The organism is Brasilonema angustatum, from assembly GCF_059505445.1.
This window is the reverse complement of sequence record NZ_JCACKO010000138.1, coordinates 135,017-156,508: the sequence shown is the minus strand read 5'-3', so window position 1 is coordinate 156,508 and position 21,492 is coordinate 135,017. Positions and strand designations below refer to the sequence as shown.

At 43.9% G+C, this 21,492-nt stretch carries 16 protein-coding genes and 1 pseudogene; 8 read left to right on the top strand and 9 right to left on the bottom strand.

Features of this window, described 5'->3' with window-relative positions:
• The 3 genes and pseudogenes from AC5JM2_RS26880 to AC5JM2_RS26870 form a co-directional block, all read right to left on the bottom strand.
• A pseudogene (locus tag AC5JM2_RS26880) lies at nucleotides 1-1,286 on the bottom strand (S-layer family protein); the annotation flags it as partial.
• Nucleotides 1,264-3,480 (bottom strand): two-partner secretion domain-containing protein, encoded by a 2,217-nt coding sequence (locus AC5JM2_RS26875; RefSeq protein WP_495837874.1) that lies wholly within the window; start codon nucleotides 3,478-3,480, stop codon nucleotides 1,264-1,266. The gene AC5JM2_RS26875 and the pseudogene AC5JM2_RS26880, both read right to left, overlap by 23 nt.
• Nucleotides 3,481-4,188: 708 nt before the next feature.
• Nucleotides 4,189-5,874: a fasciclin domain-containing protein gene (locus AC5JM2_RS26870; protein ID WP_495837873.1), complete on the bottom strand. Its 1,686-nt coding sequence runs from the start codon at nucleotides 5,872-5,874 to the stop codon at nucleotides 4,189-4,191.
• Between the two features lie 678 nt (nucleotides 5,875-6,552).
• Here AC5JM2_RS26870 and AC5JM2_RS26865 point away from each other — a divergent pair.
• Both AC5JM2_RS26865 and AC5JM2_RS26860 read left to right on the top strand, forming a co-directional pair.
• On the top strand, nucleotides 6,553-7,908 hold the full coding sequence (locus AC5JM2_RS26865) for an HlyD family secretion protein (RefSeq protein WP_495837872.1): 1,356 nt from the start codon (nucleotides 6,553-6,555) through the stop codon (nucleotides 7,906-7,908).
• A 10-nt stretch (nucleotides 7,909-7,918) separates the two neighbouring features.
• On the top strand, nucleotides 7,919-9,526 hold the full coding sequence (locus AC5JM2_RS26860; RefSeq protein WP_495837871.1) for an MDR family MFS transporter: 1,608 nt from the start codon (nucleotides 7,919-7,921) through the stop codon (nucleotides 9,524-9,526).
• 351 nt (nucleotides 9,527-9,877) lie between these two features.
• On the opposite strand, the gene AC5JM2_RS26855 is transcribed toward AC5JM2_RS26860, so the two are convergent.
• From AC5JM2_RS26855 to AC5JM2_RS26840, 4 genes are all read right to left on the bottom strand, one after another.
• Nucleotides 9,878-10,675: a peptidase gene (locus AC5JM2_RS26855; protein WP_495837870.1), complete on the bottom strand. Its 798-nt coding sequence runs from the start codon at nucleotides 10,673-10,675 to the stop codon at nucleotides 9,878-9,880.
• A 9-nt stretch (nucleotides 10,676-10,684) separates the two neighbouring features.
• Nucleotides 10,685-10,918, bottom strand: a complete 234-nt coding sequence (secG, locus tag AC5JM2_RS26850; RefSeq protein WP_495837869.1) for a preprotein translocase subunit SecG — start codon at nucleotides 10,916-10,918, stop codon at nucleotides 10,685-10,687.
• A 116-nt stretch (nucleotides 10,919-11,034) separates the two neighbouring features.
• A complete protein-coding gene (gene gpmI / locus AC5JM2_RS26845; RefSeq protein ID WP_495837868.1) occupies nucleotides 11,035-12,633 on the bottom strand; it encodes a 2,3-bisphosphoglycerate-independent phosphoglycerate mutase in 1,599 nt (532 codons plus the stop codon).
• 453 nt (nucleotides 12,634-13,086) lie between these two features.
• Nucleotides 13,087-14,781 (bottom strand): ABC-F family ATP-binding cassette domain-containing protein, encoded by a 1,695-nt coding sequence (locus AC5JM2_RS26840; RefSeq protein WP_495837867.1) that lies wholly within the window; start codon nucleotides 14,779-14,781, stop codon nucleotides 13,087-13,089.
• Nucleotides 14,782-14,995: 214 nt separating this feature from the next.
• Between AC5JM2_RS26840 and AC5JM2_RS26835 the strand changes: the two genes are divergently transcribed.
• Nucleotides 14,996-15,172: a hypothetical protein gene (locus tag AC5JM2_RS26835; protein WP_495837866.1), complete on the top strand. Its 177-nt coding sequence runs from the start codon at nucleotides 14,996-14,998 to the stop codon at nucleotides 15,170-15,172.
• A 141-nt stretch (nucleotides 15,173-15,313) separates the two neighbouring features.
• A complete protein-coding gene (gene aroQ / locus AC5JM2_RS26830) occupies nucleotides 15,314-15,985 on the top strand; it encodes a gamma subclass chorismate mutase AroQ (RefSeq protein WP_495837865.1) in 672 nt (223 codons plus the stop codon).
• 224 nt (nucleotides 15,986-16,209) lie between these two features.
• Here the strand turns inward: aroQ and AC5JM2_RS26825 are convergent, their stop codons facing one another.
• Entirely contained in the window at nucleotides 16,210-16,650 is a 441-nt protein-coding gene (locus tag AC5JM2_RS26825; protein ID WP_495837864.1) for a hypothetical protein, read from the bottom strand.
• Nucleotides 16,651-16,962: 312 nt separating this feature from the next.
• Between AC5JM2_RS26825 and AC5JM2_RS26820 the strand changes: the two genes are divergently transcribed.
• The 4 genes from AC5JM2_RS26820 (at nucleotide 16,963) to AC5JM2_RS26805 (ending at nucleotide 20,612) form a co-directional block, all read left to right on the top strand.
• Nucleotides 16,963-17,304, top strand: a complete 342-nt coding sequence (locus AC5JM2_RS26820) for a hypothetical protein (RefSeq protein WP_495837863.1) — start codon at nucleotides 16,963-16,965, stop codon at nucleotides 17,302-17,304.
• A 58-nt stretch (nucleotides 17,305-17,362) separates the two neighbouring features.
• Nucleotides 17,363-19,519: a pentapeptide repeat-containing protein gene (locus AC5JM2_RS26815; protein WP_495837862.1), complete on the top strand. Its 2,157-nt coding sequence runs from the start codon at nucleotides 17,363-17,365 to the stop codon at nucleotides 19,517-19,519.
• A 64-nt stretch (nucleotides 19,520-19,583) separates the two neighbouring features.
• On the top strand, nucleotides 19,584-20,075 hold the full coding sequence (locus tag AC5JM2_RS26810) for a hypothetical protein (RefSeq protein ID WP_495837861.1): 492 nt from the start codon (nucleotides 19,584-19,586) through the stop codon (nucleotides 20,073-20,075).
• A gap of 252 nt (nucleotides 20,076-20,327) precedes the next feature.
• Nucleotides 20,328-20,612 carry a hypothetical protein gene (locus tag AC5JM2_RS26805; protein ID WP_495837860.1) on the top strand — a complete coding sequence of 95 codons (285 nt, stop codon included), beginning with the start codon at nucleotides 20,328-20,330 and terminating at the stop codon, nucleotides 20,610-20,612.
• 180 nt (nucleotides 20,613-20,792) lie between these two features.
• On the opposite strand, the gene AC5JM2_RS26800 is transcribed toward AC5JM2_RS26805, so the two are convergent.
• Nucleotides 20,793-21,149: a hypothetical protein gene (locus tag AC5JM2_RS26800; protein WP_495837859.1), complete on the bottom strand. Its 357-nt coding sequence runs from the start codon at nucleotides 21,147-21,149 to the stop codon at nucleotides 20,793-20,795.
• Between the last annotated feature and the right edge of the window lie 343 nt (nucleotides 21,150-21,492).

The following is a 21,492-nucleotide window of genomic DNA, read 5'->3' as shown; positions in this document are numbered from 1 at the left end:
TAAGCGACCAGCACCACCTCACCTTTTTCGTTATATATCCAACCCTGTGCTGGTACTATCTGTTTAACAGGTGGCTTTTGAGATGCGTGCTTTTGTGTTGTACTTGTTGAACTTACTGAACTGGGGACAGGCTGAATTAAATCAACACGCACATTGTCACTACTGAGGATTTTATTAGGATCAGTTGGTAGTCCGCCGCGTCCGGTGATGGTGAAAGTGCTACCAAAACCCTTGACACAGGGATTTAAAGCAATCTGCTGTGCCGGGTCGGGGGTTGTTTGTGTCAATTCAAATAACCCTTGGGTGGGGTCAAGATCGAAATTGTTAATTATAATATTTCCAGTAGCAACAATATCACTATTTGGGGTAAGCTGTGGCTGATACTGAATACCAAAGATTCCTCCTGGTTTTGATATATTAACTACAACATTACTCCCCGCAGTACGCCCAAAGCCAGTAGCAGTGATATCACTATTTTCTTGAGAAAAGGCGACTAAAAATTGAGTGTTGATGTTAATATTGCCGTCCTGTCCTCCACTAATGGCGGATATCAGACTATTACGGCGTAATAGCAGTAAATCTCGTGCTTGCAGTATGATGTCTCCTCCGAAACCGTTTGCAGAGTTAGCAGTGAGTTTCCCTTGATTATCAAGATTGATAGAATTGGCTATGACTTTTAGCTGACCTGCATTACCGCTTCCCTGATTGCTTACAGTTCCTTCTGCCCGATTAAGAACATTGAAGCGTCCAGCAACAATTCTCAAATTTCCTCCATTACCGACTGCTCCAGTCTCCACAGCACTGGATGCACGACTAGGCAAACCATTGCTGCCAAATCCTTGAAATAAAGCAGTATCAGTAGTGATTGAGATACTACCTGCATCTCCTCGCCCACGACTGTTAGCAGCTAGTTGAGCACCTTGGGTGACTGAAACTGATTCTGCTTTTATGGTGATGTCGCCACCTTTTCCTTCTGCATTGGCATCTACTGTAGCAAACGCGCCACTGGGAGAGCCTTTACTATTAACTCCGTCAAAAACCGCATCGCGGGCATTTAGTGTAATATTGCCTGCGTTGCCTTTTTTCAGAGTACTTGTTACTAACTGAGCACCATTGGTGACTGAAAGCAACCCTGTTGTAATATCTAAATCGCCTCCTTTCCCGAAAAAGTTAGAATCCACTGCACTAAATGCACCACTAGGAGAACCATCACGGCTACTAACTCCATCAAACGAGATTTTATCGCTGGCTAGAATTCTTATATTACCTGCATTTCCCCCCCCCAAAAGTGCTAGTTGTTAGTCTTGCACCATTGGTAACTGAAAGCGATCTTGTTGTGATACTTATGTTCCCACTGTTACCAGTGGCATCAGGAAAAGAAGCATTACCAAACGGCTCAATGGTTATACTGAAGCGAAGAATTTGCGGCTCAGTGAAGCGTTCTTGCGGATTATTAGAGCGCTCTTGCTGTTCAATCTTGATACCACCACCTCCACCAACTACCCCAGAACCAACTGAGCTGGATATGCCGCTAGGAGAACCATCGCTACCAATTCCATTAAAAGAAATTGTATCGCTGGCTGTAATATTGACATTGCCTGCATTTCCTTGTCCCAAGGTACTAGCAATTATTGCAGCACCATTAGTAACTGAAAGCGTTCCTGTCTGTAGCGTTATACTACCGCCATTCCCCTTTGCTGTTGGCTGTACTGTACTAAATACACCACTGGGTGAACCATTGCTACCAACACCTTCAAATAAGACATTTCGGGAGGAGAAAATTGTGACATTGCCTGCATCCCCTACTCCACGAGTGCTGGTATCAAGTCGAGCACCATCTTTGAGGGATAGTGTTGCTGCTTTTATATCGATATTGCCACCTTTGCCCACACCTGTTGCTTCCACTGCGCTTATAAAGCCAGTGTTACTATCTGCAAGCTCAACAAAACCCAACGCTCGCACCGACACGCTCCCTGCATTTCCTTGCCCAAATGTGCTGGCAATCAGTTGAGCGCCATCGCTTAAAGAGAAAGAGCCAGAGGAAATCGTAATATTTCCCCCATTACCCGTCGCCCGCGTGCCCACATAGCTGAAAATCGCACCGGGATTTCCGCTTTTTATCCCTACCCCAGCAATAGTTACAGGTCCTGTAACATCAACTATAACATTGCCTGCATCCCCCCTTCCGGCTGGCTGAGTGTCAGATGCTTGACGAACTAGGGTTAGCAGTTGAGCGCCATCTTTAAGTGAGAAGGCTGCTGCCTTAATGTCGATATTGCCACCATTGCCTACACCTCCTGCTTCCACAGTGCTGAAGATGGTAGTGTTACTGCCTGCCAAATCAACTGCACCGGATGCTCGCACTGACACATTACCTGCATTTCCTTGTCCCAAGGTGCTGCCAATCAGTCGAGCACCATCAGTTAAAGACAAGGAGCCAGTTGTTATATTGATGTTGCCACTATTGCCCACTGCTTGGGATGCCACATAATTGAATACATAGCTGCCTGCAACTTTTATATCTCCTGTGGCATCCAGCGTAATATCTCCCGCTTGACTACCAACTGTCCCCAAGCCTTGCCCTATTCCCGCATATAACCCACTTCCTCCGGAAATATTTAAATTGCGGGCGTTGACTGCAATACTACCGCCCCCACCTGAGTTAACACCAACTTCTGCACCATTCGTCAGGGACACATCACCTCTTTGGACTCCCACAGGAAAACTCAAGCTACCATCAGCATTAAGTCCTACCGTTCCAGGAGCAGATAATCCTCCTAACTCAACTCGTCCTCCTGGTGCAAACAGTATTCCACCATCTAAGCTGACATCACCACCTACCAGTGTTAAAGAATTTCCTTGTTTAACAGCAAGACCAAAAATATTAGTACTAGTATCAAGAGCTCTAGACTGATTGGTGATATTTCCCGGATTATCCCGAAACCTCAAGCCAATCGGAACATTTATAGTTAACAATGGCGGTGCTTGCGGATTCGTCGCACTAAACTCAAAATTATTCTTAAATATCAAACTATTTGCCGTACTTCCCAAAAATGAACCACCCACATCCAACCGAGCATTTGGTCCAAAGATTATTCCATTCGGATTAATCAAAAACAAGTTCGCATTGCCCAACACACCCAAAACACCTTGAATATTCGAGACATTCCCCCCAGTCACTCTGGTGAGTATGTTTGCAATCCCAGCCGGATTAGAAAAATAAGCTCCTCTACCAGCGTTTATATTAAATTCCTGAAAACTATGAAACAAGTTCGTCCCGCGAGTTGCGCCCCCGTCAATCCTGTCGCTAGGGATGCCTTTAATCTCAACATTGGGAGCAACAACAGAACTTTCTGCACCGAGACTGTTATCAGGAGTGATTTGTGCTCTAGCTACGCTAAAGTAGGTCAAGCTGAATACGGTTGCAAGAGGTAAGGTGAAGAACAAGAATGGGTGACGCACCGGTTTTCTGCTCAGCATAAAACAAGTCTTTAATATGGGGTTGGGAAGAATACTTTAAAATAAGAAAAATTGTGGCTCAGTAGTACTAATATTAGGTTTGTAGGCAAAGAGGATTTGTTTGTAAGATTTTGTGACAAAGTGTTTTTGTCATACCCCCTGACTTAATACGGTTCGGTAATGTTCGGTTATCTCAAAGGAGATCCCCCCAACCCACGCCAGGTACTACAACGGGGGGAACCCCCGCAACGCACTGGCTCCCCTTAAAAAGGGGGGCTTTTAACCCTCTTTTACCCCCTTTTTAAGGGGGTCGCCGCAGGCGGGGGGATCCTAACCAAGCTTAAAAAACCCGGTTTTTGACCCTGATGCAAGATCTCAGTCAAAGGAGATCCCCCCAACCCACGCCAGGTACTACAACGGGGGGAACCCCCGCAACGCACTGGCTCCCCTTAAAAAGGGGGGCTTCTAACCCTCTTTTACCCCCTTTTTAAGGGGGTCGCCGCAGGCGGGGGGATTTTAACCGAACCATATTAAGTAGGTCAACATAAAAAAACATAAGATACGATTCTTGCGATTGCTTCGTTCCACTGCGTTCCACTCGCAATGACATTTCACGTTTAATTAGCTTGAGCTACTTACCACCTCATCCTCGCTTTTACCTACAAAAAAATGTCCCTCTCCTTAATTAAGAAGAGGGATGCCCGACAGGGCAGGGTGAGATTTCGTTACTTAGAAATTGTAGCCAACTCCTAGCATCAGACCGACATCAGTCTCATTTAGAAAAGCTGCATTCACAGAACCTGTTAATGTAAATCTACGAGTTAATGGCACATCAACACCGCCAGAAAGAAGGAAACCAACATCAGCATCATCACTAGTTTCAATCGCGACGCCAGCACCTACGTAAGGGGCGATGTTAAACCCTTTTCCTGTTCCTCGTTGAGACAAGTCGAAGGTAATGGGAACAAGAATGATCGGATCATCTCCAATCACAGCTGAAGGTCGCACCGAGAAGTTTCGTGTTAGCCCAATTTTACTGAAAACTGCAAAGTTCCCTTCAGCAAGAGCTGAATCACCGCCTAAGCCAATATTACCACCAACTCCGATATAGCTAGAGACACCACGAGTGGCTCTACCTGGCGTAATACCATCTCCACTACCTCCGCCATTCCCTGTATTGAGACTTACATCAGACGGTATGAGGACTTTGTTAATTCCATAAATAACACCATTGCTTGCTTGGATGTTCGGCTGAGTCACGCTGGCATTGTTGACTGCAATTTGATTACCACCTTCGACTTTAACCTTTAGGGGTAAGCCTTCAGCGGTTGTGATCTTACCAGCTCTAAGTTGATCAGCACTAAGGCTACCAGGCACCACGTGGTATCTTAAAATTTTAATCAGTGCTTCTCTGTTTTCTGGCTGCTGCAACTGCTCTAAGGTTTGTTTAGGCAAAGCAGAAAATGCCTCATCGGTAGGAGCGAAAACAGTGTAAGGGCCTGGTTGTTGTAGAGCATCAGTCAGACCTGCTGTCTTCAATAAAGAAGTCAAAATTGTAAAAGAATTACTAGAAGCAGCAACAGATACAATGTCTGTGCTAGTTGTTGGAGCGCTCGCAGTGGTTCTACCTACAATATAACTAGCAGCTGCGACATTGTTCGCAAGAGGTGGCACCTGTCCCAGTTTAACCAAAGCTTGATATAAATGTGCTGCAGCTTCTGCACGAGTTAGAGGTGCAAGTGGATTGAGGGTACTCACATTTGGATAGTTAACCACAAGATTATCTTGTGTTGCAGTTGCCACATTATTCACAGCATAGTTTGGGATAGAACTAGCATCTGTGTAATAAGTACCAAGACTATTGGTTGCATCACCACTAGCAGTCAAACCTAAACCACTTGTTAAAGCAACGATCGCCTGCACCTTAGGAATTTGCTGATTTGGTCTAAACAAGTTCCCTGGATACCCTGCTAGAAATCCGGTTTCGTAGGCTTGAGTAATAGCAGAAGCCCCCCAATAGGTAGAAGGAACATCTTGAAACCCACCAGCAGGTAGCTGCCGAACTGAGTTTTTGCTGAAAGCTTTTTGAATCATTGCTGCAAATTCAGCACGAGTTACAGGTTGATCCGGTCTATAAGTGCCATCAGGAAAACCACTAATTACGTTTTTTGCGGCTAAAGCTTGGATAAATGGTTGTGCCCAGTAATCTGCCGCAACATCTGGAAAGTTACTCGTTGATGGAGTTGTTGATGGAGTTGTCGATGGAGTCGTCGATGGAGTTGTCGATGGAGTCGTCGATGGAGTTATTTCTTGAGGTGTTTGAGCAGAAACTAATGTAGGACTAGCTGTAGCAGTAATTATTCCTAACGTTATCAATGCAGTGCTGACTGTTGACAAACGCTTTGAGATATACATAACTTTTTTCACTCCTCACAAAAAAGATGACACTTATCTCGCCTACCGAAAAATCCTGAGAAGTCATGAGATTCAGTTGATAGATTGCACTTGAATCAACTACTGAACAAGTTATCGTTGAAACTTAGACCTCAATAAAACAACTCATAGAAAATTCAAAATGTTTTGAAATACGTAGGCGTTGATGAGTTAAAAATGCGCTAAAGGATGCTGCAATAAACTTTTCATGTTAGAAAAGGAGAATCACTGCAAAACATTCTTTATATATTTTGATATACCTCTTTAAGAGGAAATAAAACATCTATCTTAGGCAAGGATTTAGTTAGTTTCTTCGAGTATAGCCCCACACCTGACCTGTTATTTGAAAGCATATTGTTAGACATATAGTGTCGGATGAATAACTAGACAATTAGAATGCGTGACAAGTTCCTTATTCTTAAATTATCGTAACGATTCAGGTCAGGGGGTATTGACAAGTGTGACAACCGAAAACCATTGTGTATCTATTGCTTTCCATAGAAACGATAGGTAAAAGTGCGGTTCTTGCTCATGTGGACTATATCCAAAGGATGATTTTCACCAGAACCCTAAACAAATAATCTATCTGTGGTGGCTGTTTTTTACTGAGTATGCCTACCAAATGTCAACGACTCACAAATTCTGCACCAGAGGTTAGGTATGGAAAGCTCTAATTCCTCAGGCAATCCTCAAGAATTAGATCCAAACCGAGATGGACATCAAATCTCAGTTTTGGAGCGAGAAACGCCAAGTGTCAAGCCACCAGAGACACAGCGTCCTTCAGGGAATCCGAAACGCAAGCGTCGCAATAGGCTTATCTTGATAAGTTTGCTGGTTGTAGGAGCGATCGCATCTGGCATCTTTGGCTATCGTTGGTGGCGCTTCGCACACACTCATCAGGAAACCGACGATGCCTATGTCACAGGTGATATCCACCCGGTTAATGCTCGTGTCTCTGGTACAGTCACTCAGGTTTTAGTTGATGATAATCAAATTGTTAAAAGGGGTACATTGCTTGTGAAGCTCGACCCCAAAGACTATGACGTCAGCTTACAGCAGACAATAGCATCTCTACAAGCGGCTCGTGATCAAGCAAGTGTCGCACAAGCAAATATTGGTATAACTAAAACCAATGCCCAAGGTTTAACTACCCAAGCTCAAGGAAATATTGATGCTGCCGCTGCCACTATTTCCACTTCGCAAGCAGCTTTAAAAGAAGCTCAAGCAGGTGTTCCGGCGGCTCAAGCACAACTACAACAGGTTGAAGCAAATGTAATCAAAGCTGAGCTGGATTACAAGCGCTATGCCAGTCTGTATCAATCTGGAGCGACACCCAAGCAACAGTTAGATACTGCCACCGCAAATTATAATGGTTTAGTGGCACAACGAAATACAGCTTCTGAACAAGTAAAGCAGGCGCAAGCAAGAGTTGCCCAAGCACAGCAAAATTTGACGAATTCTCAGGCAAAGTTAGCTTCGACTAAAGGTAATCTGCAACAAGCTAATGCCAGCAGTGAACAAACAGAGGTGAATAAGCGGCAATACAAGGCAGCACTCTCAGCGATCGCCCAAGCCCAAGCACAAGTAAAGAATGCGGAACTCCAATTATCCTACACAAACCTTACCGCTCCCACAGATGGACAAGTGGGAAATAAGAATGTGCAGGTAGGGCAGCGCGTACAACCTGGGCAAACATTAATGTATATTGTCGAACAGCGTCCTTGGATTGTAGCTAATTTCAAAGAGACTCAGTTAGGAAATATGCATCCAGGGCAACCAGTAGAAATCAAAGTTGATGCCTTCCCCGGTCGAGCTTTTCTGGGTAGGGTGAATAGTCTGGCTCCTGCTTCCGGAGCTAAATTTGCTTTGTTACCACCAGATAATGCAACTGGTAATTTTACCAAGATTGTACAACGAGTGCCGGTGAAAATAGTGTTTGATCCTCAAAATATTCGGGGTTATGAGTCACGCATTACTCCAGGAATGTCTGTGGTTGTAACAGTTAAAATTCGTTAAAGGGAAGTTCGTGAGCCGCACAAGCATCAATAATCAACAAGGACGAGCTGCTGTCCCTGCGTCTGGTTCCCAATCCGACCAAGTATCCCTCAAAGACTGGATCGGTGTCATGGCAACCCTGCTGGGTGCCTTTATGGCAGTACTGGATATTCAAATTACCAATGCCTCCCTTAATGATATTACAGGGGCATTGGGTGCCACTATTGATGAAGGCTCTTGGATCTCGACAGGTTATCTGGTGGCGGAAATTGTGGTGATTCCCTTAACAGGATGGTTATCTCAGGTATTCTCCGTCCGACGCTATTTGTTGGTTAACGCCACACTGTTTCTGTTTTTTTCCGTAGCTTGTGCCTTTGCCTCCAATTTAGGAATGATGATTTTGTTTCGCGCAGGGCAGGGATTTACAGGCGGAATTCTGATTCCAATCGCTTTTACGGTCATTCTTAGCACCTTACCACCAGCGAAACAGCCCATCGGCTTAGCACTGTTTGCAATCACAGCCACCTTTGCACCTTCGGTTGGTCCGACTGTTGGCGGTTGGCTAACTGACAATTTTAGTTGGCAATACATCTTTTATCTAAACATTCTTCCAGGAATTTTGTTGATAGCAGGAGTTGCTTATGCTATCGCCCCCAAACCGATGCAGTTGCAGCTATTCAAACAAGGGGATTGGTGGGGTATTGCAACAATGGCGATCGGTTTGGCATCGTTTGTGTTTTTTCTAGAAGAAGGAAACCGAAAAGACTGGTTTGGTTCTGTTGAGATTGTGCGTGCAGCGGTACTAGCAGGAATCTTCTTACCTATTTTCATTTGGATTCAGTTCACCCGCAAGCAACCGTTGCTCAATTTACGATTAATCGCACAGCGTAATTTCGGTTTGTCAATGGCTGTAAATACGGCAACGGGTTTGGGACTCTACGGTTCAGTTTTTATATTGCCTCTTTTCCTGGCACAGATTCAGGGCTATAACGCCATGAAAATTGGTGAAACCATTATGTGGTCAGGAATTCCCCAGTTGTTCATCATCCCTTTTGTACCCAAACTCATGCAGCGATTTGATTTGCGGCTACTGATTACTATAGGATTGAGTTTGTTTGGGGTCAGTTGCTTCATGAACTCGACGATGACGGCACAGACTGGTCTTGAACAGCTTATCTGGTCACAGGTCGTCCGTGCTTGCGGTCAGCCGTTAATTATGACTCCTTTGTCTAGCGTCGCCACAGCAGGTATTAACCCGAAACAAGTTGGTTCTGCTTCTGCCTTGTTTAATATGATGCGCAATTTAGGTGGATCGATTGGAATCGCAACCTTAGCTACCTTGCAATCAATGCGCGAAAAATTTCATTCCAATCGCCTGGTCGAATCGGTTTCGCTGGAAAATCCTCTCACACGCGATCGCATCGATCAGCTTACTCAGTTCTTCAGTTCATCCACTGGTGATCCCGTACTGGCACAAAATCAGGCGATCGCGATGATAGATCGCTTAGTTCGCCGCGAAGCTAATGTCATGGCATTCAATGACTGTTTTTTCTTTATGGGCTGTGCCCTATTCGCCAGTGCGTTGTTGGTGCTGTTCTTCAAGAAGGTCAAACCTACAAGCGGGGCAGTGAGTCACTAAGACTGAACAATCGTTCACACTCTGGACAGTCATGGAATGCTGGCGGACGTTCCAAGGGCGGAATTTGATACCCGCAAGTCGAACAGGTTTTGTTGAATCGAGGAAGCCTGTTTCCGGAGGTTGCGAGTACAACAACTTGAGTCAACGTGCCTAAAGTGATAAGGATGAATGCAGTTAGCATAAATTTAGGGGAATCGCTCACAAAAATATTAAATCTTATTTCTTGTGTTTTGATCTGTATTTCGACACAAAATTTAGCTTCTTCGCGCCCTCGCCCCACACTATAGGAGAGGTTGTACCCTTACACCCTTACACCCTTACACCCCTTTTTCAAGTCAGCTCCTATTGTAGTCAAGAGTTGTTTCCTACAGACCATCCTAAACTCGTTGGCTGTTCATAAACCCGCTTTAAAGTATTCACATCTCTAGCAGAAATCGGCGGCGAGTTGCGAACCTGAGAAAAGTATAAAGCATCGCTTGGCAGCGGACTATGTCCCCATATTCCTAATGCATGACCAAATTCGTGGCGAGTGGCTGCAAGGAGATACTGTCCTGTTTGGCTAGGACTCAACAAAATCGTGAAGCGGTGAGATAAAAGATTATTTTTGCTAACGTACATTTCATAAGTCGTTTGAGCAGAACGCGCACGCGGCATTTTACTATCAGGAGAAGTTTGCAATGGTGGAGTTTTTCGCACAATAGTAATGTCTGCGTCTTTGGGTTGTTCAACGATCGCCAAAGGCAAATAAATACTCCACTCCTGAACTGCTTGTGAAACGTTTTTCACCCAATCTTCTGCCTGTTTACTATTAACTGCTTGGGTTGGTTCTACATAAACCCGAATGGGAAACTGCGACCAAACCAGATAACCTACTTGGGTTGGACTAACTTGAGAAAAGTAGTCACCGCTGTTAGTGCTATCTTGCCACTGCGTCAGTGTTGGTGGTAGTGGATGAGGCTTGAGGGGAGGTGAGGCAGAGGTAACAGGGATGGCGCTGGATTGAAAGCTGGTCAAAATAATAAGCAGCGCTGTACCAATAGCTAATGCTAGTGAGACAATCAAGCGCTGCAAGACTACAGTTTTTGTAATGGTAGTTTTAATAGTACTTTTGGGAGTACTTAATATGAGTTTTTGGGTTTGTCTCCCCATATTTTCATCTTATTTAGGGAGCCAACCAGCACTTAAAACTACAGTTAAACCAAGAAAAATGGCTGTGAGTGCCCAAGTCACTCGGTTTAATGTATTTTCTGCGCTCTTAGTGCTGCTGAACAACTGGGCTTGTCCACCAATAGCTCCTATGCCATCACCTTTGGGACTATGCAGCAAAACCAAAACAATGAGACCAACAGCGGAAAGTGCCCAAATAAATTCTACGACGTTAGCAATGGTCATGGTATCTAAAATATAGTTGATTATCGAGTTTTAAGATAGACCAATTCTTTATTATAGATTAAAAATGATGAATTATGAATTTTCTTTGTTTACATAATTCATCATTTTTGACTATTTCACATCGCCAGTTGTACAGGAGTGCGAGAAAGTTGCACGTCATACTCGGCGTTTTGCAGTAGCGATCGCCCTGTCATTTCTATTGGTTGAGGTAGTTGTAGAATATCCAAAATTGTCGGTGCAATGTCGGATAGCTTACCATCACTCCGCAAGGCGACATCTGTACCATGTCCTGGGATTTTAGCTTTTTCACCTTCGACTAAAATCAGGGGAACTAAGTTAGTCGTGTGCGCGGTCCAGGGATTTCCGTTGCTATCTAGCATATACTCAGCGTTGCCGTGGTCAGCAGTTATAATTGCTGTCCCCCCGACTTTACCAATACCGGAGAGTAGGCGACCCAAACACTGGTCAACTGTCTCAACCGCTTTGACAGTCGCTTGGATGTTACCTGTGTGTCCTACCATGTCTGGGTTGGCATAGTTGATGACAACAAGCGAGTATACGCCCTTTTCAATTGCTGCGATCGCCACGTCTGTCACTGCTTGTGCTGACATTGCAGGAGCACTATCATAAGTTGGCACCATAGGAGAGCTTATCAATAGTCGGTCTTCTCCTTTAAAAGGTTCTTCCAGACCCCCATTGAAGAAGTAAGTGACGTGAGCGTATTTTTCGGTTTCTGCAGTCCGAAGCTGCTTTAAATCATGCTTGGAAATGACTTCCCCAAGAATATTACTCAAATTTTGCGGTTCAAAAGCAACCCCAACTCGTAATTCTGGGTCATACTGTGTAAAGGTAACAAAAGACAGTGGGGTGATTTGCTGTCTTTCAAAACCGTTAAATTCTGGATTGACAAGAGCTTGGCTCAGTTGTCTTGATCTGTCGGGGCGGAAGTTAAAAAAGATGACTCCGTCTCCTGGTTCGATAGCTCCAGGTGCTATTCTGACTGGGAGCACGAATTCGTCCGTCAAACGTTCTGCATACGATGCTTGTAGGACTTCGACAGCTTTTAGACCATTTCCTGGTCCATCCTGCGTCATCACGTCGTAAGCGCGTTTAACTCGATCCCAGCGGCGATCGCGATCCATCGCGTAATAGCGACCGCTAACTGTGACTATGCGCCCGACGCCTATACGGTCGATATAGTCTTGAAGAAGCCCCAATGCTTTCACTCCTTCAGTGGGAGTGGTGTCACGCCCATCAGTAATGGCGTGTATGCAAACTTGGGATATTCCCTGAATCTTTGCTAAGTCAAGTAGTCCGAATAGATGAGTGATGTGCGAATGCACTCCACCCTCAGAAGTTAGCCCAACCAGATGCAGCTTGCCATTTCGACTATAAACTTCCTGGCAAATCTTCACAAGTGCTGGATTTCTGAGAATAGAACCGTCCTCTACTGCGTCTGAGATCCGTACTAATTCTTGGGGGACAATTCTACCAGCGCCTATGTTCAAATGACCAACTTCCGAGTTGCCCATTTGACCTTCTGGTAACCCCACCGCTTTCCCTGATGTTCGGATGAGGGTGTGGGGATAAGCCGCCCATAAGCTATCCATCACCGGAGTGTTAGCTACAGCAATGGCGTTTCCATGACTCTCCTCGCAGTAGCCCCATCCGTCTAAAATGACTAGCACCACGGGAGCAATAGGTGCCTTGGTCATAGTAAAACTGCCCTTTACTTTTTGTAATACCCGAATGATACCATTGCTATTAGCAGCCGCAAGTGAATTTCTGCTTATGACCTACTTTTTTTGCATAACTGTGGGCTTTTAGACAATTCTTAAACTTTGTTTATCTTTGGTAATTTCTTGTGATATTCGGGATGAGGACTATCTACAGTAATCCGATTTGAATTGTGAGATTTTTGTTGAACATAGAGGCGCTTAAAGCAGGGTGTCGCTTTACGTTTCATGACAATCCTCGCAAAGCTAATGACGGCTTTCGGTGCGACGAGGGCGACTATGTAAGTGATCTGCCGCTATGCTGCGCACGAAGCTATCGCCGCACCATTGGGGCAAACGCGCAGCGAACGGCAGGCGATCACTAAGCACACAAATGTCAGACACAAACAAAGATTCTCATGAATGACTTAGGACAGTTACACCTACAGTTTTTCACTTCTTTTTTGTGCCACTTTTTGCTGCTTTAGCAGCTTTTTTGGCGGCTTTTTCGGCAGCAATTGCTGCTAATTTTGCTTCTTCTTTTTCCTCTGCTATTTTATCTAAGTAATAGTGGTAATCTCCTAAATAGACGCGGAAATCTCCTTCCCTGATTTCCACAATTTTGTTTGCTACCTTGGAAATGAAATAACGATCATGGGAAACAACAAGTACTGTGCCTTCATAGTTTTGAATGGCTTCTTCCAACATTTCTTTTGCTGGAATGTCTAAATGGTTAGTAGGCTCATCCAGTATTAATAAATTGGCTGGTTGTAACAGCATTTTTGCTAAGGCAAGACGTGCTTTTTCACCTCCACTTAATGCCGCCACTGCTTTGAACACAGTGTCACCGCTGAAGAGAAATCTTCCTAAAAGAGTGCGAACTTCTTCATTTTTCCAATCAGGAACTTCGTCATGGATAGTTTCCATAACAGTTTTTTTCAAATCCAAAGCTTCAGCTTGGTTTTGTTCAAAGTATCCAGGGAGAACATTGTGTTCACCCAATGTCACAGTTCCTTCTGTGGGTTGTTCAACACCCATAATCAGGCGTAACAAAGTGGATTTGCCTGCACCATTAGGAGCAAGAAAAGCAATGCGATCGCCCTTTTCGATGAAAAGATTTCCACCCAAAAACAAAATCTTATCATCATAGACGTGAGTTAAATCTTTGATATTCACCACCTCACGTCCACTACGGGGTGCAGCGGGAAAACGAAAGTGCAATGTTCTTAAATTATCCGTCGGTGCTTCGATACGTTCAATTTTGTCTAGTTGTTTTTCTCGGCTTTTCGCTTGAGTACTGCGGGTAGCACTAGCCCGGAACCTATCAACAAAAGCTTGTTGTTTATCTAATTCTTTTTGCTGGCGTTCGTAAGCAGCAACTTGGGCTGTTTGACTTTCAGCTTTTTGTTGCAAATATGCTGAATAATTGCCAAGGTAGGTGTTGGAAACACCGCGTTCTGTTTCGACAATTTGCGTGCACAAACGGTCAAGGAACTCGCGGTCATGAGAAACTATGACCATTGGGGTATTCAGCCCCTTGAGATAATTTTCTAACCACTCAATCGTTTCTAAATCTAAGTGGTTCGTTGGCTCGTCTAATAGTAATAAGTCAGGTTCTTGCAAAAGAATTTTGCCTAAACCCATTCGCATTTGCCAACCGCCACTAAAGGCACTCACAAGGCGATCGCCATCTTCTAGCCCAAACCCCATCTCTGGTAGAATCTTCCCAATTCGTGTGTCCAAGATGTAGCCATCTAATGCTTCAAACTGCCGTTGTAAGCGATCTAACTTATGAATCAGTTTATCCAGTTCCTCTGGAGTTGCGCTTTCCATCTCTCGCATCACCTGCGCTAGAGACACCTGCACAGAATTAGCTTCTTTAAAAACCGTCCAAAATTCTTCTCTAACAGTGCGAGTGGGTTCGACTTCAAACTCTTGATTGAGGTAAGCTATGTGTAAACTGGCAGGACGAATGATTTCGCCAGACGTGGGTTCAGTTTCCCCTGTAATAATTTTGAGTTGGGTGGATTTTCCGGCACCATTGACACCGACTAAACCAATGCGATCGCCAGCTTTGACTTCCCAGTTGACATCCTTGAGAACTTCGCCTGTGGGATAAATTTTACTGATATGTTCAAGTCGCAGCATGAGGTGTCTCCAAGGTAGGCAATTGATAGATAAGGCAGAAGTAATTATATTGAATCCAATCTTAACAAAATTTAACTCAAAATTCTTGCTCGTCAATTCCTCAACAGACAGAAGTTTTCCATACTTGTTTACTAAATTACAAGATTTGATTTTGCTATGAATTTCTGTGATGGCTTGCAGCGATAATAAGCGATAATAATGGAAATGGCGCACCTTGCTAAGTGGACAGACAGGTGGCAAAAACAATACTGATCCGATTCTGGCTGCTGTAGGAGCCATCACTCTCACCTATGTGAGGAATCGTACCTGTGCGCCCCGTGATATGAGCGCGGGTGGCGCTACTGCATTCCGGGCAGCAGCAGATAAAGTGTTGGCATCTATTTACGAATAGTTTGCTAACAGTCATTTGCTTGTTTAAATTCCAACTATCGGGTCAAAAATTTCAGTCCACCTCGCAAGAGATTGCGGAAACTCCGCTCTCAACCCAGGATAGGACAACAGGGTAGTTCATCATCAATTTCTGGTACCAGCGATGACAGCAAATCATTTCCGAAAGGGTGTCCAGTTGCAAGCAACTCTGATTTTCCTTGGACTGTTCTTCAGCAGTGCACTAGCTGCTGGGTACTTAAAATATCATTTGCTCTCTCAAAATCCACAACCACAGTTCAGTTTTGTAAATAATGTAGCTGCACACCAACAGGTACAAATTAATAAATTGCTTCAACTCATGCAGCAGAGGTTAATGATTGCTCATGATGTTGCTCGCTGGAAATGGAATCAGAAACGCCCTATTGAAGACCGTCAACGAGAACAAGAACTAATAACAAAAATACAGCAGCAGGCAATAAATTATAATCTCCAACCCGATACAGTTGCAGTTTTTTTTCGAGGACAGATAGAAGCCGGAAAGCAAATCCAGCAAGCTGATTTTCAAACTTGGCAAAAGCTTGGAGTGAAAAATTTTACTAACGTTCCAGACTTGAATCAAACTTTGAGACCATCTCTAGACAAATTGAATGTAGCATTTCTTCCTGTATTGGCAGAGCTGATGCCATCCCTTGGTTGTCCGGCAGTACGAGATTTTCTTCAGTCACGCGCTTCAATTATTCTCCGTGGAAATGGCATTAGCCAAGAAGTACAACGTACTGCTCTTGCACCAATGCTTGAAGTCAAAGAGGCTTCGTGTCAAAAAGTTTCTCTGTAGAGAAGATGGAGACAAAACCAAACCGCCTCGCCTCCCGTCTTATATCCCGACACTAAACGGAGTACCGTTATAGTGCGACAAAGTCTTGCGGGGGAAGCTTCCCCCGCAGAGCTTTGGGACTTACGACGAAAAAGTTAATAGGAGGGAGAGATTGAGGGGAAATATATTCATTGACGCTCGTGGCCAAATGCCTATGAAGGCTACTTACGATTCTGAACTCTTGGTTATTTTTTAAGTATCTTTTGTTGCGAAATTGATAGAGTATAGTTATACTGTCCTCTAGATAACTCTCCTACATATAAAGAGTAATTTCCTGCCTGCCAATAACCAGAAATTTCCGGCTTGCCCCCAGAGTACTTATCTGCCAACACACAAAAGTGTCCTCCTGGACCATGAATTAATAGAGTTGGTTGTCCCCCAGTTTCAACTGTTAACCGCAGATAGGGTAGTGATTCTTTCACCTGTATCACTTGATTAGGTTTAGTGGTAATGTTACCACAGTTGCTTGGAACTGCTCCGCCGGACGTACCTTTCACAATCAGCGGATCTGGCTGTAAAGGAGAAGTAATTTGCACAACTTGCGCCTCAGCCAAATGAGCATTGGTGAAAACTAAGCTGATCATTAATGCTGCGGGAACAATTTGAAATCGCCCAGGCATCTTCATATTTCTTGTTATGCTCCCGACTTTTTCTCTCGAAAAATTTGATACATAATCTTTTAAAATTAAGTGACGATAACCATCTGTCTTTGTTTCTAAGTGAACTGTATAAAGTTTTATTTTGGGAAAAATAATTATATGATTAAATATTAAGAAAAATGAGAATTTATAGGTAAAGCTGACGCTAAAAACTTGATTCTTGACTACCAAGAGCAGTTCTTAGAACAAAGACATTAACTAAAATCACTAAGACAACCGCCAACAAAGGGATTTGGCTGGTTCGTTGTTCATTCAGTGTTTAAGCTAAAGTAGAAACAAATGAATCCTCCAGAAGAAGACTTAAAAAGTCGCCTCCAAAAGGTAGAGGCAGAAATTAATACCGACCTAGTGATAGTTCCACAGTCACAAAAATTAGTAAAGTCCTCTCAGTCTGGTTTCCCAAGCTTGTACTATAATTTGGTGCGATTTGTGACCTTTTTCAACAATCTCTCTGGAGTGCAAAAGCTTGTAGTTTCTGGTGTCGGTTTGTTATTGGGCTTAGCCATACTACAAGCAGTACTTAAACTCGTCGCTGCTGTGATCAGTCTGGCACTATTGGCAATATTGGCGTACGTAGGATACAAATTCTTAGTATCCAATAACTCTGTTAACCAGCAGTAGTTTATTTTTAAACGTACAGGCCTAGTGGCGTATTAATAAAATTAAAGGGAATTATCCAATGGGAACCCCAAGTGTGAGGACAAGTGATCAATCTAGTCGAAGCAAAGAACCGAGAAAAACCAATTCATTGCCCTTAGCGACTAGGCGCATTGCTGCTTGGGCAGTTGAAATCACACTGGTTGTTGCCAGTGGATTGGTGCCCTTTGGGATAGGTGCGTATGCCAATTCTAGAAGTGATTTGGATCGAGTGCCACTCAACCCTTTGTTAGTACAAACAGAACGTGCGATCGCCTCTCCATTAGCTTTGCCTATCAGCTATGGTACTCGGAACGTAGCATCACCCACAAACTTGTTATGGACAATAGCCTTGCTCGCACCCCTGACAGTCTCAGGCGCTCAGTTGTATTTACTAGCGAAAACTGGTGCCACACCGGCGAAACATCGATTTGGAATTAAAGTTGTCAACGCTGAAGGTAAGCCACCCGGTTTCAAAGCCGTTTTGGTGCGAGAAGGACTTGGTCGTTGGGGTCTGCCTGTGTCCGTCGCTTATTTTCTTTGGCGTAACAGTTTTTTATTTCCCAGTTTAGGGGGTTTTGCCAGCTTGGCGGTTATCATGCTTGTGTTAGAAGCCAAAGGTTTGCCTTGGCAGCAAGACCGTCGCGCACTGCACAACACACTTGCAGGCACTTATACTGTAGATGATGACAGCAAACCTTTAACAGTGCAGTCCCAACGCGATGGTCAGGGAAGTCAGTCATTTGAGAGCGAAAAAGACGAGGAAGATGCGATCGCATCAATTGTGATCACACAAGAAAAGCCTCGCCAGCAATCCAAGCAACGGCAGGGAATACCGCAAAATCCAAATTATACAGTGGTAGGAGTCGCATTCCTTTGCATGAGTGCGGCTTTAGTGATTTTAGTTGGTACTCAAATTTACGTTCAAATACTGCGAAATCAGCGAGTTACCGAACAGAGCAATAGTCAGCAGTTTCTGGCACTGATCAAAGACTTAAATCCTAACTCTACTGCTACAAACAACGAACGCCAGAAAGCAATTCTAGCTATGGGTACTCTTAATGACCCACAAGCAACCCAATATCTTGTCGATTTGCTGTCTAAGGAAACTGACCCTATTTTACTTCAAACGATTCAACGAGCTTTGATAACCGTTGGACCCAATGCTATCCCCAATTTAAAACGCATGAATCAGTTGTTAACAGGGGAGTTACAGTCTGGAAAAGGTAGCAAAGCTTTACCACCAGAAGTGTTAGAAAAGCAGTTGCAAGCAAACCAGTATACGATTGGTAAAATTTTAGCTGTCTACAACGGTCAAACTAATGGCTTGGATCTCAGTAATGTTTACCTAGGTCAAAACGGCTCTGAGCAAAGCTCTTTCAACTTGGTATTAGATAAAAAAGATTTATGGGGAATTAAGTTCAAATCCGCGAACCTATCCTTTGGCAGTTTTAAGGGGAGTCGCTTCCGGGGAGTAGGCGAGGATGGTCGATGGGATACCTACGATGATTGGATTGCTGATTTAAGCCAAGCACGGATGAGGCAAGCAAATCTTACTGAAGCTAACCTCAGCCGTGTGCTGATGATTCGGACTGATTTGAGCCGCGCTATTCTCAACAAAGCTAACTTATCCAACGCACGCTTAACTGCTGCTAACCTCAGTAGCGCCCAGCTAGAGGGAGCCGATTTGCAGGGTGCCGTTTTGGAAAATGTGAGTCTGACTGGAGCCGACTTGAGCAATGCACAACTCAAAGACGCGGATCTATATGCTGCTCGTCTAGGTCGTGTGATTGCAGTAGGAACACAGTTGTCATTTGCCAACTTAATCAAAACTGATTGGCAAGGAGCTGACCTCACAGGAGCTTATTTTGATCATGCCAATCTCAAAGATGCTAACCTGAACGCGACTCGTCTTGCTAACGCAATTTTGCGCTCAGCGAATATGGAAAATGCCAACTTGCGAAATGCTGACTTGAGCCTTGCAGATTTACGAGGGGCGAATCTGGCAGGAGCTGATTTTCAAGGAGCAATTCTTACCCCGAGCAAACAAAACCAAACAGAGCAATTTGTGCAAACTCCAGCGTTAGGGGTGCAATCTGCAGTTGTGGAGGGAGTCGATTTCAGTCAAGTCAAAAATTTAGATCCCAAGCAAATAGCTTACATTTGTACTCAAGGAGGTATTCATCCTCGTTGTCCGTAAATTAATCATAAAAGCCATAAAATTTACAATAATTTAGCTCAGCAATTTTTTAAGGAGCGAGGAAATGAAGCGTCTTAAGTACTTTGTATCAGTTGTTTTAGCTGGTTCACTTTTAAGTTTTGCTCAATTCACCCAACCAGCACAAGCTCAAGTGGCATATGGTAGCTATGTCGGTGTAGGTCCTGCGGTTGGTTTTGCAGATGGTGCCCGAGTTGGAGGAGTGATTGCTGCTCGCTACAAGCTTCTTAAAGTTCCTGTTTCTTTTCGCGCTCAGGCTTTCATTGGTTCAAATGTCGCTCTTGTCCCAACAGTTTCCTACGACTACCCCCTTAACTGGCAAACCGATGCTTACATAGGAGCTGGAGTTGTTCTCGCTGGCGGTGATACACCTTCCCCTGTTGGGAATAAAATCGGGTTTGCCCTGCAACCAGGAATTGATTACGTTGTCCCAAATAGCAATACTGTGATTTTTGGTAACGCTGTCATTGCTTTTGATGCTGTCCGTGATGGTGGTACAGCTTTCTCGTTACAAGGTGGAGTGGGTTTGAGATTCTAATTTAGAAAATAGCCTTATATCCGCATCCCTCTTATGAAGTGGGGATATAAGGTGGATAAGAAATTGACGCTCCCCACCCTCAGCTGACGGCTAAGGGTGGGGAGCATCAACATGTAGCAATGAGTATGTTTGCCTTGCTTTTTTCTGGCAGGTATGAGATATTGCCTATAAAGTACACTAATTTTATAGGCTTACCGTACAATATCTCACAAAGTTGAGTAACTCGCTTTGGCTGTTCAAGGAGCAATGAAAATGGCAATGGTTAATAGAGCAACGTCCTTAGTTGTTACCATTCATGATTCAAACAAGTTAACTCCTCCCTTGTGGGAGCCTATACGACTCAGTACAGCTATGCTGACGCGACTATGGTGGCATACTAAGGCGTATGGAACAGTTTTAATGATCGCTTTGGTGACTTTACTAAGTCTGATATTCTTGCGTATTTATTGCACTTCCCGCAAGCTGCTATTAGTTTCAACTCATCAAAATGTTGCAAGAAATAAATGCCATACGTTAACCGACAACTTACTGGATTAACTCGGCTGCGGATTATGTCTTGCCAAACTGAATGCGATCCACTATAAAATCTTGTACCTTTGAAAGACAGAGTGGATATAGCATTCATTTATTGATGATTGCTGATTCGAGATTGCCAGAACTATATCTAACCTTAATGGGATGTACTTTTTGAAGATATGCTTTTAACAACTACGCTAGTTATTGTTTGGGATAAGCTATTTGAGGTTGTTTCTTCTTGTACACAGAATTTGTTGTTCCTGCTAAACCCTGTAAATTTTCTTGGCGATTGGGAACATGTGGCAATGTAGTGCCATTGCCTGAATTATTTCCATCTTGTGAATCAGTCTGACTACCAGAAGAAGTTGGTTGTTTCTTCTCTATAAAGTATGCTTCCTCACGTGGAACCGATATCACCTCAACTTTTTCCTTTGGAACTGAGTTTGCATTAGCCTGAGTATAAGTTCCAAGTGGAAGCAATAGCGCTACTGAAAGCAAACCAAGCTTTAGCAAGCTACGAGTGTTGAATTTAAATTGAATTGCCAGAAAGTCGTTCATAGTAGTTTTTCGGTATTTTATGAGAAATATAAATTTAGCTGAGGTTTGGTGTTCAATCAAATCCAACTGGTACACAACTACAAGTTGAGTTGGAATGATTCCGGAATCGGGCCAAGAAACTTTATGATTACCAAAAAAAGCTCCGTAGACATTATTCCCTGGTTATATCCTTTGACCTTTAGGTCTCTACAATTAGACTCGATTTTTACCAGGAGGTAAGCGATTCATATCACTACTTTCGTAAAATAATATTACTTAGGGGGGCCACTGCTGTGCGCGGGTTCCCCGCGTTGAGGCATGTGGCGTGAGCCAGTGCGAAGAACGCGCTCTACGGATAGTTCGG